Here is a 15,192-nt window from a genome sequence, read left to right as displayed (position 1 = left end):
ATCTATTAAAACACCTCCACCATAGAAATTATTCTACAAATACCCATGCACCACTATATTGTTAACCTATATTATTTTTGAGTTGACATATTTTCTTGGTTTCCTTATATTCTACTAGAGAGACAACTATGATTTGGGGGAGACTTTTATGAAACTGAAACCGATTGATATTACACTTGCTGCTGTATTTGCGGCCCTCATGGCGGTCGGAGCGAACCTGACCTCTTTACTTGTAATCGGGAGTGTACCAATAACCTTACAAACCTTTTTCAGTGTTTTGACCGGCTTGATTCTAGGAAGTCGTCTTGGTGCGATTTCGATGACCGTTTACGCCTTGCTCGGACTGGTAGGAGCACCAGTATTCGCCCAATTCAGCGGTGGATTCGGCATGCTCCTGAAACCGACGTTCGGGTTCATCCTTTCTTTTATTCTAGTAGCCTATGTAGCTGGCAAAATCGTTGAATCGAATTCCAGCAAGCAGAGATACATGGTTGCAGCCTTGGTCGGTATGGCGATAAACTACATAGCCGGTACAAACTGGATGTATGTAGCGATGAAGGTTTGGACGGCTGCTCCTGAAGGATTCACGTACAAAATGGCTTGGGCATGGATGCTTGCACCCCTTCCGAAAGACATCATTTTATCAGTTTGTGCAGGACTGATTGCACCAAGACTCAACCGTACTCTTTCGAAGACCACTCGTACAATTAAAAAATCAGCGGCATAAAAGAGGAGTGTTAATATGACAACGAAGTGGAATGACCTTGCAGACCGTGTAATCGGTGGCGGAGAAATTACCGATGATGAAGCTTTATCTATTTTGGAAGCACCTGATGAAGAACTTTTGCTTTTACTCTATGCAGCTTATCAAATCCGGAAGACCTACTATGGGAATAAAGTGAAGCTCAATATGATCATGAATGCTAAATCCGGCTTATGCCCTGAAAACTGCGGATATTGTGCTCAATCGATCGTTTCAAAAGCACCCATCGACTCTTATCCGATGGTCGAAAAACAAACCCTTCTGAACGGGGCAGAACAAGCTCATAAAATGAATGTCGGGACATATTGCATTGTTGCCAGCGGTCGTGGTCCGACGAACCGCGATGTCGATACCGTCGTATCCGCAGTTGAAGAAATAAAAGAGAATTACAATTTGAAAATTTGTGCGTGCCTTGGTATTTTGAAACCTGAGCAGGCGGCAAGATTGAAGGCGGCTGGGGTAGATCGCTATAATCATAACTTGAATACAGCTGAAACGAATCACGAAAACATCACAACTTCCCATACATATGATGATCGTGTCTCTACTGTCAATATTGCGAAAGAAGCTGGCATCTCACCATGTTCAGGTGTGATCGTGGGCATGAAAGAAACGAAACAAGAAGTCGTCGATGTCGCCCGAAACTTGAAAGTTCTTGATGCAGACTCCATTCCGGTCAACTTCTTGCACGCGATTGATGGCACCCCCTTGGAAGGCACTCACGAGCTCGATCCTAGACACTGCCTTAAGGTGCTGGCGCTGTTCCGCTTCATCAACCCGACGAAAGAAATCCGGATATCGGGCGGACGTGAAGTGAATTTACGAAGCCTTCAGCCACTCGGTTTATATGCAGCCAACTCGATCTTTGTCGGTGACTACCTGACTACAGCAGGTCAGGACAGTACAAAGGATCACGAAATGTTAGAGGATCTCGGCTTTGAAATCGATTACGTCAAAGTGCCCGTTAAGTGATCATTACGCCTCTCTCCAAAAAGATTTCATAACAACTTGATTATACTAACCGAACAGATAGACAAAACCCACGAAAAAGTTTCATTTTCTCCGTGGGTTTCTCTCATTAACCGGCATTCCCTCACCGTTCAACCAACTTCCACATTTTTAGTTAAATACGCCCAGTTCTGAGGAAACCGGTAACGCAGGCGCCAATATGTCGCTCCGAGAAGGTTATATACTTCCGATTGGGTGTACTTTGCGACATAACTTTTTATATCCTCAAACCATACCGCATGCTCAATACCATCTCTTCTATAAATATATCCCGGAGCTTGTGCTGTCAGATCAAATGTAATCGGAATCCAATTCGCTATCGCCAGGTTTTGGGCATTATTCACGGTAATAGCTCGAGCAACATCCCCCTCCTGATAAGGAAGCGTCCAGTCATACCCATACAGTGCCATTGCCATCATGACTTTACGGCGGTTGATCTGCCCAGTTGCATATATCAACACTTGCTCGACCCACCAAATAGGGGCGATGGGATTAGGAGGCCCGATCGCATACCCATAATCGATAGTCATGATCGAAACAATATCGGCTACTTCCCCGATCGCCCTGTAATCCAGGAATCCGACTAAGCGGTTCGTCGGCATATCGCTGCTTTTTGCGTGAGCGTTGACCTGCAAAATCCTTGTTCCAAGAGCACTTTTCAATTCCCGCAAAAAGGTAGTGAACTCATTTCGTCTTGTCGGCGGTACAAATTCAAAATCAATGCTTACTCCTGCAAAGCCTTTGTTGGTAACTGCGGTAACTAAATTTTTGATCAGCGTCCCCCTGGCAGTTGTGCTTTGTAAAACAACCTCAGCCAATACCGGACTGAAATTATTTTGTTCATAGTTGCTGATGACCAACAAAGGTTTGATATTCAATTGTTTACTAAACTGTATAATCGCTTCATCATTCGGTTGGATAAGAGCCCCTTCACGGGTGAATGAGTAGGTGAAAATACCAAGGTAGGTTATACTTCCCGAGATCTCTCTTAAAATATCCTGATAAGGCGACTGATCCCAGGCATCAATGAAGATAAGCGTTTGCATGGGGTATTTTAACGGTGTCGGGATCCGGATCCGTTGGCCAACTTGCAGGGCGTTCGGGTCGACACCAGGATTTGCAGAGGTGATTGCCTGGACTGTCGTCTGGAATTGCTGTGACAGCTTCCAGTACGTATCCCCCGCCCTGATCTGATAAAACCTTTCGGGCATGCTTTGATCAGGGATATATAGGTTCAATCCAGGCACGAGTGCATCCGAAACCAGTCCATTCACCAGTTGAATCGTTGGAATAGGAACCCTGTAAATGCTTGAAATCCTCCATAATGTATCCCCGTAAACGACTGTATGAATCGCCATATCCATCCTCCATCAACATTCTGTCCTCTTTTATATTCATATTATCAGGAGTAAGGGGTCATGCGACAAGTTCCGTAACTTTCAAAACTTCATAAGAAAAGCTCCCAGAATCGGGAGCTTTTAAATTATACTGCTTGTTTCATTTCCACTTCCTGTTTTCTTGAATCGAGACCAGGACTGATCAAGTAGTAGATCACCGTCCCCGTCAAGCCGATTGCCGTAATCACAATAGCCATAATCCCGGAAGGCAGAATTGCACCAACTGTTACGGTGATGGAGACGATCAACATCGCCAGGTTATATTGCAGCCCGTTGAAAGCCATATATGAGCTTCTGGCATCATCCGGTGGAATAGCTGCCATGTACGACTGTTCTACTGGCACCCGGCAAACTTCCCCGACTGTCAAGACTGCCATCATGATCAATAAAAGAAGTATGTTATTCGAGTAGGCGATCACACCATATCCAATCGTAAAAATGAAGCAGCTTCCGACCAGGATGGATTTGTCTCTGAACGGCGTAATCAGTTTTGCTGCAAACAATGCCATCAGTGCTACGAGGATGGTATTTTCACTCCTCAAGAAGCCCATCATTTGTACACCGTCAATTTCCCAGAATAAAAACTGTTGAACTGGCATTTCCGCACTCAACCGGATTCCTACATAGTTCGTCAACTGGAACTCCATCGATAAAATCAAGACCCCTGCGATGACGTACATAACAAACAGTCGATCATGCAAGACTTTTTTATAATTCGAAAACAACTGCTTAACATGCTCTTTCGGCTTTAGAACCGAGCTGACCGGAGCATAGCTCTCGTCGATGAAGAAAGCGACAAGATAGACCACCACTCCTGTGACTACAGTCAATGCCAGGAACAACTGGAACAAGTAATCTTTGAAAAGGAATGCTCCTAATATACCGCCAATCGCGATCGATAAGTTATTCGCCCAGTAGGTGATCGAATACATCAACTTACGCTGCTGAGGTGTACTGACATCGATGAGCATGGCAGAGTTCGCTGGACCAGCCAGTCCCCAGCAAATGCTGTTCACGGTCATCATCATGAAAGTAACAGCTGGTGAAAAGAACCACGGCGAGTTGCAGATCATCATAATAAAAAAGGCGGCGAATCGCAAGGTCTCCGCAAACAACATAATCTTTTTGCGACCGAACTGATCGGCGAAGTAACCGCCGATAAAATTGATTCCGATTCCAATGAAAACATTGATCAACAATAAAAGCCCTGCCATTTTGGCACCAAAATGGACCGCCAAATAAATCGACATGAACGGAAAGATCATGCTTCCGACAAAACGACTCATAAACGTTTCAATGATACGGATCTTGATATTTTTGTGAAAGTCTCTGAATCTCATAGTATACCTTCTCTCTCTATTTGTTACCTCAATTGTATGGTTTGTACATTGTTTACGAATCGTGTCATGGTATCAACTTTTCTACAACTTTGGATGTACGACTTCGTTTTTCTCTCTCCATTCATGCTCCAACAAGCTATAAATTGATGAATCCCGTCATATGTTTTTTATCCGTAGATGATTAAGTAGTCGTCCTTCATAGCTCATCCCTAATTTCGTTAGAACTTTTGCAGATCTGGAATTGTCAGGGTCGTACGTTGCAACAATCCGGTGTAAACTAAGTGTTGAAAATCCAAAATCTAATAAGACGTTACTGGCGTCAGTAGCGTAACCTCTTCCCCAATATTCCGGATGAATGATATAGGCTAATTCATGCTCTTGTGCTCACCGTCCACATGATTTAGTTCAGCAGCACCAATAAGTCGGTTCTATCTGATTTCAATCACGGCAAAAGAAAATCTTGTTCTCGGCGTTTTTTTAGACGATTCAATGATTTCCCTCACATATAGTTTGGTATCTGCTTCACTATTCGGTCCCCAAGGCTGGAATCGACAAACTTTTTCAAGGGATGCATATGCATGTACTGACTTCCAATCTTCTTCCACAAATTCTCTTAAAAAAATACGATTGTCTAGTAAACTCTCCATCTATTGCCTCTTTCTATAAAATCAATTCAAGGACTTCGTCTATTTTATGAACCTGGCCTGGTTGGTTGATCCTCATACATAAAGATCGATGAACCCGTCTTGCCGCCGGGACCATTTTACGGATCGTCTCAAGATTCCCACTTGCGTTTGATCCTATCCTCCAATTTTCTAAAAGCTTCAATTGGAACGCTTCTAAAGGGCTCCTTTCTCCTTCTATCTTTGACCAGTCACCGAATGAATTGGGCTGAATCCCTTTTTCTATATACCAGCCTGCAGCTATCAACCATTTCAGACCAATGATCAGGGTATGAACGTACGACTCCTCATCACGCATTGCTCTACGGTAGACTTCATGAAAATAGGCGAATAATTTCCCCTGCCAGATAAAAAACTCCTCTTCCGTCATTCGATATGAATGACGAGCAGATAGATTTTTACAATTTTTCAACATACCAGCTGGATCATATGCAATCTTGATGTCTTTCATCCATACAGATGGCTTCAAATCCTTCATGCGGTAGTAAAAACAATCCACTTTTAAAAATGGACGGTAGTGAGCAACCGTATAGTTCGTCTGTCCAGGACTTCTTTCAAAGAACAATACGTCACCCCATGCTTTAGCTCTTTCTTCTTTTAAGGGAGGACCGTTTGATTCATTTCATCTTTGATGACTACACGGACATCAATGTCAGAATAAACATCGGTTTGCCCTGATCCGATAGAGCCTCCATAAAATAGACCTAGCACGTCTTTATCATTGATCAAATCATCTTCGATTTTCTGGATGATCTTGTTTCTTTTTTCGGGCAGCCCTGAATCCCTGGCATATAATCCCGCACATCACTATCAACTCCTCATGTTTTTCCCGATCGTCGTATCCATACCATCGATCGTTTTGGCGTTTTTTTCTCGTCGGTAGTTTTCGAGCATCGGTGCTTTTTTCGTATTGGAGATATTCAAAGTTTCCCGTTCTCCTGCATAATCCATGAACGGAATGCTGTATCCACAGGAAGTCGAGACTCTATGGATTTTTGCTGTGATGATCTGCCGGGTACCTGGAAGAAGGTCGAAATGCTTGATGTATTCATCCCAGTCTTCAGAATCAGGCAGAATCACGTTCCCTGTACCATACAGTCTCAAAATCTGTGGAGGTCCTTCGAATGCACAGAACATGAAGGTAATCCGTCCGTTCTCCTCGATATGGCCGCTCGTTTCATTGCCACTCCCCGTCAGATCCAGATACGCAGCTTCAGTTGAAGAAAGAATGCGCAATGTATCATAACCTTTTGGTGAAACGTTCACGTGGCCATCAGCTGATAAAGGTGCCGTACTGATAAAAAACAGATGCTGTTTCCTGATGAAATCCATGTGATCTCTCTGTATCTCTGAAAATTGTTTTCCCATGAAGAGCCCTCCTTTTAATCAATGCGATCTTAATCGTTTCCTCGTGAATATCCTCATTTGTATCCACATCAGCTTTACCCAGCGTTTTGATAAAAATGGGGCTTCCTTGTTCCGCAGCTAAGACCGCACCACTGATCAATTTTTTGTTCTCCACATGCGTAAACAATTGCTCAAGCTTTTCCGTTTTCTCTGACATTCTCTTCCCCCCTTAATTCACTTCACTTGCGAGATTAGACTCTGTGAAATACTTTGTTTTAGCCGGTAGTGTTGTCAGCCACACCAACATCATCAACATGAGTAATGACCCTGAAATCACAGCAGTTTGGACTGTGAAAACCTCTACGACCAATCCGATGACTATAATGAGGAGTATTTGGAAAGTCGATTGGAACAAACTGATGATACTTACAACCCGACCCATGATTCCAATAGGCAGATTTTTTTGATAAAAAGTGATGAATCCTGTGTTTGCGCCTGCCAATGCAAATGATAGGATAAAAAAACCGACTGAACCTCCAATAAAAGATGTCGAGAATGCATAAATGAGATATCCAGTTGCTGTCATCAAGGTACCTATTCCGATCAGATGCCGCAATGGGATTTTATAAGCAAGAATCGTGACAAACAGAGAACCTGCGATGAATCCGATTCCAGCGATACTGACTAATACCCCATAAGCCCCTTCTGAGAGCCCCAGCACCCTTCTTGTAAATACGACTTCTGTTGAATCCAACGCTGCGGTGAACACCATCGTAATCTCGAAAAGAGCGTAAACTCCCATAACATATGCAGCTTTTTTACTGAACGACATGACTGCTTTCCAATCTTCTTTTATCACTTGTAAGTCAAGTCGTTCACCTGCAGAAAAACCTTCAGTGTCCATACCTGGCAAAAAGGCGACGATCAAACCAGATAGTAGAAACGACAATGCATTCATATAGATTGCCAGCTCTACTGAGCCGATGAAGACAAGTGCACCGGCGATTGCCGGCCCGATGACAAAAGCACCGGAAGACATCAGATTATGTAACGAATTGAACCGCTTCCTCCGGTCTACAGGTACTAGCTTAGTAATGTATGTTGTTGCCGTCGGGTGGAAAAATGAACTCGCCATATTGACCAAAAGTACACAAAGATAGATCAACAGGATCGAGGAAAAAAACGGGATGATGGCGACAATCACAGCACGGATCACATCAAGCATAATCATGATGCGCCGTTTGTCGAAACGGTCTGTCACACTACCTGACCAGAAGCTGGTCAGCATCGAAGCAAATGGTTTTAACATGTAGAGCCCCGCAACAGCCACCGCAGATCCATACACATTCAATATCATAAGGTTCAAAGCAATGAGGTAGATCCAGTCCCCCAGATTAGAGATGCCGATTCCCGCTAAAAGTAAAGACGGATACTTCCATTTCTTTTTCCATGAATGATAAATTGTTGTCCCAAATCCATCACACCTTCCGAAGAGATTTCTATATACATTACCTTAACTTCCACAATTTCACAATAGAAAATTTGAAGTTTTTGAATATAAATAAAACGAGTGTAGATACCCACACTCGCTGTTTAAAGATAAGATGAAATTTTAGAATAGTTCCCAAACCTGGGTACAGCCACAGCTTCTTTTCTTCTTGCAGTCATCATGCTTGCCGAAACTATGCTTTTTGTCAAAATCGTCAAACTTTCCAAAGCTATGCTTTTTGTCAAAGTCGTCAAACTTTCCAATGCTATGCTTCATGTCACAGTCGTCAAACTTTCCAATGCTATGCTTCATGTCGCAGTCGTCAAACTTTCCAAAGCTATGCTTCTTTTTACTATCCTTCTTACCACTTGTTATATCAATACTGTAGTTGTATTTAAGTTTTCCACTACTATGCTTCTTCTTATGGTCATCATGTTTGCAGCTGCTTCGCTTTTTCTTGTGATCGTCATGTTTTCCACTGCTTCGCTTTTTCTTGTGATCATCATGTTTACAGCTGCTTCGCTTTTTCTTGTGATCGTCATGTTTTCCACTGCTTCGCTTTTTCTTGTGATCATCATGTTTTCCACTGCTTCGCTTTTTCTTGTGATCATCATGTTTGCCGCTGCTTCGCTTGCCGCTACTACAACCACTACTTCGTTTTCCGCTGCTACAACCGCTGCTTCGTTTTCCGCTGCTACAACCGCTGCTTCGCTTGCCGCTGCTCTTTTTACATTTCTTACAGTCACAAGAATTTACTTCGATAAGGTTGTCCTTTTCGCTCACAAACATTCCTCCCTTCTCTATCAGATGCTACATAATATTAAAGGGAAGATAAATTTGTAACGGCGAAAATACTAATTTTACAGAATAGAATTCATTTATTTCCATATCATGGACTATATTTGTGTGAATTCTATAATAAGGTGGGTGGTGATTTGATGATTGATCAATTCAAGAAGTTTGGCGGTCATGATCTAACAAGACCCGGAGGATTTACGGTTTAGCAATAGAAAAGTTCCTGGGTAAAAAATCGTACTCTTTTGGAGCCTTTTATAGGTGGGGTTATTTCTTTTACGACAGTCTCCAAGCTTATTGAAAGATTCTTAGGAAGGTTTATTAAGCTGAAGGGGATTTATATGTGAAACTAATCTAAATAGGACTTACTTCAATTTCAGTAAGTCCTTTTGTAATCCTATCTAAAATAAAGGATATAAACAGCTAATGCAAGCAGGCTGAGGATGAAGGTCACTACATATATCAAAGTCAACACTTTTAGATTGACCTTCAGGGATCGGGATTCATAATCATGAGACCGTTTCAATTGAGCAGCTGTTCGATCAGCTTCCATTTCATATTCTTTACTTGTTCTATCAACTTTTCTCCCGACCATTATAGTGCCTACCAGTGAAATGACCCCTACCAAGATAACAATGGCGGTTAAAATTGTATACATGAAAACACCTCTCAAAATGAACCTTTTTCCTTGTTATTATAATGAATTGTGTAAACGAGTTCCAGATTTAAATCTATTATAGCATCACCAGACAATCTTTCCCTGATAGATATGTGACAGATTACCTAACTACTGATGAGTACAAGGACACAAATACACCCTTTAGCATTTCTTCCTTCAACCTTTTTCTTTAAAATGATAAATACTGCCACATTCACAAAAAAATAGAGAGATAGGTGGAACATCATGAAAGGAACATCACATCTGCTTGTTGGAGGGGTTGCAGGATTGATCACTTCCAATGCTCTTCAAACTGATCCGACAACGACAGGTATTCTAATCGCGTGTGGAGGTATTGCCGGTCTTGCTCCAGACATTGATGTCGATGGGACGTTAAGCAACAAGATCACAAATACGCACAAATTCATCCAGACACTTGCCCAGATCATCGGTATTTTACTGATCGTATACAGCTTTGTGGAAGGGACTGGGATGGAAAAGTGGTATGGCATGGGGACAGGCGTCGGGATCATGGCTGTTTCTTCATTCATAACGAGGAGGCATATGCTTACGGTATCCGGGGCGGGTGTTTCGATCGGTGGCTTCATGCTCCAGGAAAATTGGCTGTTCCTGCTTGGCATTTACATAATCGTCGCTTCCTTCGTCCCTCATAGAAGCTATACACACTCGATACTGGGGATTGTGTTTTTCGGTGTCATCGCTCATCAATTCGAAGCTTCAATCGGGATTGAGGGCATGTTCATAGCCAGTCTTGCGGGGTATGCGAGCCATTTGGTTGGAGACATGAAATTCCTGCCTGTCAACAAAAGAGGCGTGAAACTCTTTCTCCCATTCTCAAAATTGGAAATGTAATTGAAACAGGGACTGGCTCGACGCAGGAGCAGTCCCTGTTGTTTTTCCTTAGTAATCCAAATTCAGTTTTTCTTCGCGCTCAAGCCTTTTCCGATACACGAAAGCGGAAATCGTAATGCTGATTTCGAATAAAACGATCAAACAGACGAGTACAAGGATATCGGATAAAAAGTCCGGTGGTGTCAAAATGACCGCCAAGACGGTAAAGACGAAGTAACAGATCTTCCTTGACTTTTTAAGGCGATCCGGATTCAAGATTCCTAAGGCAGTCAGGAAGAGCACCACCACTGGCATTTCAAACAAAATCCCGAAAGGAACCGTCATTTGGAATAGGAAATTGAAGTACTTTTCCGTCGTATAAAACATCTGGAAACCTTCGTTGGATAGTCCCTGCAAAAAGCTGAGGACTGTCGGAAAAACAATTGCATAACCGAATCCAAGCCCGGTAATGAATAATAAAAATAAGGCAGGGATCAGCATCAAAGTCGCCTTCCGCTGTTTCACCTCTAAAGCTGGGAGGACGAACCGCCATGTATGATAGGCGGCCAGCGGGATCGTCAAGCTGATCGCTACAACCCCGGCGATTTTAAAATAGATCCATAGAATATCCGTCGGACCTAAAAGTGCCAGTTCAGTGTTCAAATCTTTTACAAGGAATTGATAGATTTGTTCTACGAAAATGAATCCTACTATGAAAAATGCTAGAAAACTAGCCCCTACGATGAGAATCCGTTTCCTTAACTCATCGAGGTGATCGACCAGCTCCAATTCTTGGGCCATCCTCTCAGCTCCTTTTCCTCTCATAAAATTACGTTCGGCTTATTTATTTTAGAAATCGGCTCATAAATTCGGAATTCCGCTTATAAATCTTAAATTCGGCTCATTTTAGTCTTCAAAACCTCATTCAACTGCTTTTATAAAGAAGAAGAAAAGAGGATGCCCTCTTTTCTCCCGTTTGATTAATTTTTCTTTTCTTTTGCGCTGGAGTCATCCGAAGATACAAGGTCCTTCGTTGCGTTTTTAAATTCTTTCAATGTGTTTCCGAATGCTCGCCCGATTTCAGGCAGTTTTGCTGGTCCAAAAATGACGAGGGCAATGATCAAGATCAAGATCAATCCTGGAATTCCGATATTAAATGGCATGATGCATTCTCCTTTCTATTAAAATCCTGTGATTGCTACGACACTAGGTCGAGGCATAGATTCCCCGGCACGATGCGGCCATTTACTAGTGGGATTCGAAAGGTCTTCGGTTTCTTCACCCGGATGCTGAACCGATAGGAACAATGTTTTCTCATCAGGAGTGAACGATGGCCCAGTCAACTCAGCTTCTACAGGGGCAGAAGCGAATTGGAATGCCACCCCTTCATCCTTGCCATGGGTAGGGATGACGAACATGCCGTTATTCCTGAATGGCTCCCAAATTGTGCTGTTCAGCTTGCTGCTGGAGATATCCGTCACCGTCCAAAGGTTACCGTCTTCATCAAATGTAAGATTATCCGGTGCACTGAAACCACTCTGGATTCCACCTGCAGCAAAGATCGAGAATTGGAATTCAAGGGATCCATGGTCGTCATTCTTTTCGTAAAATCTCGTAATATGACCGTGCATGTTTCCGTGGTTGTCATTGTTCGTGTGCGCGATATAGATTGTACCGTCGAACGGACTGATTTCCACGTCTTCTGGACGATCTGTCGGAGTTCCGCCAACTAGAAGCGCAGCATCATGGCAGTTGACGACAATGTCCGCTTGCGATTGGAACTTGTCCAACGCTTCCTTGTCATCCCCCGCAGCTTTTTTGACTTCTTTCATTGTGAGCGGTACCCACGCACCTTTACTGAAATCTGCCACATAAAGTGTTCCTGTTTCTAAAAGTTTCGCGTTCTTTTTACCAGCCTTCGGATCATATTTACCTTCGCTGATGAATTTGTAGACGCATGCATCCTTTTTGTCATCACCCATGTAGACGACGACCCGTCCATCTTTTGCGAGTCCCATGCATGTATTTTCATGATTGAAACGGCCAAGAGAGGTATGCTTACGGACTTGGAACTTTTCATCGAACGGATCTACTTCAACGACCCAACCGTAATGCGTTTCATCGAGTTTAGCTGCTTTTGAAGTAGATTCATAGTTTTCTTCACATGTCAGCAACGTACCCCAAAGCGTCGCACCACCAGAGCAGTTTGCGAATGTTCCCTGTACTTTCGATGCGCCGTTGACAGCTTCAGCTCCCTTTGCAGGACCAGTCAGAGCGATCGGAGTCAACCCAGTGACACGGCGGGCATATTGGGATGAAGTATCCATTGTCCATCCGTCTTGTCCTTTTACGACCTCGATGATCGAGCCGCCTTGATTGTAAAGCATTTTCTCCATCTGGGCTTTTGAATAGTCTCCTTCAATCTCTTTTCCAAATACGAATTTGTCATCGACGTATTCATGGTTTACCCATAGCAACCCACGCTCGTCTTTACCTTCAATCGGGAAAAATAACGTATAGTCATTGTTGAATCCGAAAGTGTCCCCTTTTGCATTGATTTTGTCCCCGTATGCAGCAACAACCTTATATGAATAACCTTTTGGCAATACGAGATCATCCTTGCTTGTAGGTTCAATCGGCTTGAATTTCAATGGACCCATTTTCGGAATTTTTTTATTCGGTCTGTGGAAATGGCCTTGCTGTGCATTCACTCTATCTGTAATTCCGTCTAGTCCAGTACTGGCAGCTGCTAATGCCACCGTTCCTGTACCTAGGTATGTGAGGAATTTTTTTCTATCCATTTTTGTTGACAACCTTATCCACTCCTTAATCTTTGTCTTACAAATCAAATAATAGAGTTAGATTGTTAAGGAGGTGTTTAGTAAATTTAAAAATCCGGAAGATTAGGTGATAAAGGTAAGACTACGATAGATTCAAACGCTTTTAGAGGACTTTAGTACTGTAAATTGGAAGATTATAGGGTAATTTATTTGAAAATAAAGGATTTTTGAAAAATAAATAAGGATGAAATTATGTAGTATGTAAAGAAACTTTTAAGAAAGTTTTACTTATATTTCATAAGCCAGTACCCCTTCATAAAAAAAGGGGCTGACCCAAAAGAAAGTGTGAGACCTCCAACTCAACATTTCTCAAAATGTTGTTAAGTACGGAGAGACTCAGACACTTATGGGTCAGTCCCCTTTCCAAAACTTTATTTCATTTCTTCTGGCTTAAAGTCAGGCGAGATCGCTTTACGGATGAACAAAGCGACCACGAACGTACCGATACAAAGCGTAAGCGCAAACCAATAAGCATGATGGACTCCAGCTGTCATCGCCTTATCCAATAGTTCCTGAGTTATTTGGCCGGTCTGTTTTTCCAGATAACTCGTTTGTCCTTGACTCATGATACTGACAAAAATCGCTACCCCCAATGCCCCACCGATAGGCTGCAACGTATTCGCAATGGCAGTCCCATGTGGATATAGATGTTTCGGCAATTCATTCAACGCATTCGTCTGTGATGGCATCAGAATCGCTGAAATGGAGAGCATCAACACGATATAGACGAGGACGAATGACCAGATTTGGATCGCCGGACTGATGTTGCTGAAGAAGATCATCACCCCTATTAATACGACCGTCCCAGGGATAATCAGCTTTCTAGGACCGAATTTATCGAACAAGGTCCCCATCACCGGAGACATCAATCCATTGAGTAAAGCACCTGGAAGAAGCAATAAGCCCGCAATTTTAGCCGAATATCCGAGCGGTCCTTGCAAATACATCGGCATGACGATTTCAGATGCGAACATGGCCATGATCACGACAACGAAGATCGTGACACCCAGCGTATAATTTTTATAAGCGAAGACCCGGACATCCAGCAATGGCTCATCGATTTTCAATTGTCGTAAAACGAAGAAAAGCAAACTGATGAGACTGATTGCAATGATCACAAGGATTTTAACCGATGAAAATCCTTCTCCACTTTCCCCTGCACTGCTGAATCCAAAGACGATCCCTCCGATTCCGATCGACGATAGAATGATGGACAGTACATCAGCTTTAGGACGTGTGATCTCCCCGACATTCTGCAAGTATTTATATGCAAAAAGAATCGAGAACAGTGCGAACGGGATGACGGTGATGAACAGCCAGCGCCAGCCTAAAAAATCGACGATCACTCCAGAGAGCGTTGGTCCTATGGCTGGAGCAAACATGATAACAAGCCCGAAAGTACCCATAATCCGTCCACGGACCTCAGGAGGGTAAAGCAATAGTAATGCATTCATAATAACAGGAATCAAAAGCCCCGTTCCTACCGCCTGGATCATCCGCCCCGTCAACAACATCGGAAAATTCAATGCACACGCGGCAATGACAGTCCCTCCTAAAAAGATCGACATGACACCGATGAACATCTGCCGAGTCGTGAACCACTGGATCAGTAAGGCAGATATTGGCATCAGGACACCCATCACAAGCATGAAGCCAGTCGCCATCCATTGGACCGTCGGCGCTTTGATCTGGAATACATCCATCAACTCGGTCAATGCAATATTGAGAAGCGTTTCGTTCAAAACGGCGAAAAAAGCACCAATCATGAAGGTGGCAAGAATGATTTTCGTATTGATTTTTGGTTCCATGATTATCCCCCAAAAAATTTTATGCAAAATTTAACACTTTTCCATATTCCACTATTTCCATGACAATTTCAAGTTAAAAAGCTCCTAGACCAACTACTTTTTTTACTAGAGGATTTTTATATGACACCTTCATGAGGAACTCAACTTCCTTTTTTCGCTCTGTAAGGTCCTCATAACTAAAATTTGATCAAATCTCTTCAAAGGAAAACAGC

General features: G+C 42.9%; 19 protein-coding genes. 3 read left to right on the top strand and 16 right to left on the bottom strand.

What is annotated here, in order from left to right; translation table 11 throughout:
• The first annotated feature begins 148 nt into the window (after positions 1 to 148).
• A complete protein-coding gene (locus ACJROX_RS09405) occupies positions 149 to 727 on the top strand; it encodes a biotin transporter BioY (RefSeq protein WP_408010496.1) in 579 nt (192 codons plus the stop codon).
• 15 nt (positions 728 to 742) lie between these two features.
• Entirely contained in the window at positions 743 to 1,735 is a 993-nt protein-coding gene (gene bioB / locus ACJROX_RS09400; protein ID WP_408010495.1) for a biotin synthase BioB, read from the top strand.
• Between the two features lie 128 nt (positions 1,736 to 1,863).
• On the opposite strand, the gene ACJROX_RS09395 is transcribed toward bioB, so the two are convergent.
• The 12 genes from ACJROX_RS09395 to ACJROX_RS09340 form a co-directional block, all read right to left on the bottom strand.
• Complete coding sequence (locus ACJROX_RS09395) at positions 1,864 to 3,129, bottom strand: LysM peptidoglycan-binding domain-containing protein (protein ID WP_408010494.1); 1,266 nt, start codon at positions 3,127 to 3,129, stop codon at positions 1,864 to 1,866.
• Between the two features lie 125 nt (positions 3,130 to 3,254).
• Complete coding sequence (locus ACJROX_RS09390) at positions 3,255 to 4,508, bottom strand: MDR family MFS transporter (protein WP_408010492.1); 1,254 nt, start codon at positions 4,506 to 4,508, stop codon at positions 3,255 to 3,257.
• Between the two features lie 156 nt (positions 4,509 to 4,664).
• Entirely contained in the window at positions 4,665 to 4,865 is a 201-nt protein-coding gene (locus ACJROX_RS09385) for a GNAT family N-acetyltransferase (protein WP_408011619.1), read from the bottom strand.
• A 71-nt stretch (positions 4,866 to 4,936) separates the two neighbouring features.
• A complete protein-coding gene (locus tag ACJROX_RS09380) occupies positions 4,937 to 5,155 on the bottom strand; it encodes a GNAT family N-acetyltransferase (protein WP_408010490.1) in 219 nt (72 codons plus the stop codon).
• Positions 5,156 to 5,168: 13 nt separating this feature from the next.
• On the bottom strand, positions 5,169 to 5,756 hold the full coding sequence (locus ACJROX_RS09375) for a hypothetical protein (protein WP_408010489.1): 588 nt from the start codon (positions 5,754 to 5,756) through the stop codon (positions 5,169 to 5,171).
• Positions 5,757 to 5,788: 32 nt separating this feature from the next.
• Positions 5,789 to 5,920, bottom strand: coding sequence for a hypothetical protein (locus ACJROX_RS09370; RefSeq protein ID WP_408010488.1), 132 nt, complete (start codon positions 5,918 to 5,920; stop codon positions 5,789 to 5,791).
• Between the two features lie 81 nt (positions 5,921 to 6,001).
• Positions 6,002 to 6,559: a pyridoxamine 5'-phosphate oxidase family protein gene (locus tag ACJROX_RS09365; protein WP_408010487.1), complete on the bottom strand. Its 558-nt coding sequence runs from the start codon at positions 6,557 to 6,559 to the stop codon at positions 6,002 to 6,004.
• Positions 6,465 to 6,755, bottom strand: a complete 291-nt coding sequence (locus ACJROX_RS09360) for a hypothetical protein (RefSeq protein ID WP_408010485.1) — start codon at positions 6,753 to 6,755, stop codon at positions 6,465 to 6,467. Before ACJROX_RS09360 ends, ACJROX_RS09365 begins: the two co-directional genes overlap by 95 nt.
• Before the next feature lie 12 nt (positions 6,756 to 6,767).
• The gene (locus ACJROX_RS09355; protein WP_408011618.1) at positions 6,768 to 8,000 is read right to left on the bottom strand and encodes an MFS transporter; all 1,233 of its coding nucleotides are present in this window, start codon (positions 7,998 to 8,000) and stop codon (positions 6,768 to 6,770) included.
• Between the two features lie 150 nt (positions 8,001 to 8,150).
• On the bottom strand, positions 8,151 to 8,339 hold the full coding sequence (locus ACJROX_RS09350; protein ID WP_408010484.1) for a hypothetical protein: 189 nt from the start codon (positions 8,337 to 8,339) through the stop codon (positions 8,151 to 8,153).
• 59 nt (positions 8,340 to 8,398) lie between these two features.
• On the bottom strand, positions 8,399 to 8,773 hold the full coding sequence (locus ACJROX_RS09345) for a hypothetical protein (protein WP_408010483.1): 375 nt from the start codon (positions 8,771 to 8,773) through the stop codon (positions 8,399 to 8,401).
• Between the two features lie 446 nt (positions 8,774 to 9,219).
• Entirely contained in the window at positions 9,220 to 9,480 is a 261-nt protein-coding gene (locus tag ACJROX_RS09340; protein ID WP_408010482.1) for a hypothetical protein, read from the bottom strand.
• 246 nt (positions 9,481 to 9,726) lie between these two features.
• Here ACJROX_RS09340 and ACJROX_RS09335 point away from each other — a divergent pair, with 246 nt between their 5' ends.
• The gene (locus ACJROX_RS09335) at positions 9,727 to 10,353 is read left to right on the top strand and encodes a metal-dependent hydrolase (protein WP_408010481.1); all 627 of its coding nucleotides are present in this window, start codon (positions 9,727 to 9,729) and stop codon (positions 10,351 to 10,353) included.
• Between the two features lie 48 nt (positions 10,354 to 10,401).
• Here the strand turns inward: ACJROX_RS09335 and tatC are convergent, their stop codons facing one another.
• From tatC to ACJROX_RS09315, 4 genes are all read right to left on the bottom strand, one after another.
• Positions 10,402 to 11,133 (bottom strand): twin-arginine translocase subunit TatC, encoded by a 732-nt coding sequence (gene tatC / locus ACJROX_RS09330; RefSeq protein ID WP_408010480.1) that lies wholly within the window; start codon positions 11,131 to 11,133, stop codon positions 10,402 to 10,404.
• 179 nt (positions 11,134 to 11,312) lie between these two features.
• Entirely contained in the window at positions 11,313 to 11,495 is a 183-nt protein-coding gene (gene tatA, locus ACJROX_RS09325; RefSeq protein ID WP_221563447.1) for a twin-arginine translocase TatA/TatE family subunit, read from the bottom strand.
• Between the two features lie 18 nt (positions 11,496 to 11,513).
• The gene (locus ACJROX_RS09320; RefSeq protein WP_408010478.1) at positions 11,514 to 13,133 is read right to left on the bottom strand and encodes a PhoX family protein; all 1,620 of its coding nucleotides are present in this window, start codon (positions 13,131 to 13,133) and stop codon (positions 11,514 to 11,516) included.
• 410 nt (positions 13,134 to 13,543) lie between these two features.
• Positions 13,544 to 14,980 (bottom strand): MDR family MFS transporter, encoded by a 1,437-nt coding sequence (locus ACJROX_RS09315; RefSeq protein WP_408010477.1) that lies wholly within the window; start codon positions 14,978 to 14,980, stop codon positions 13,544 to 13,546.
• Positions 14,981 to 15,192 lie beyond the last annotated feature (212 nt).

It is taken from the genome of Pseudalkalibacillus sp. A8, from assembly GCF_045920555.1.
Classification (GTDB): Bacteria; Bacillota; Bacilli; order Bacillales; family Fictibacillaceae; genus Pseudalkalibacillus.
This window is presented reverse-complemented; position numbering and strand designations above follow the sequence as displayed.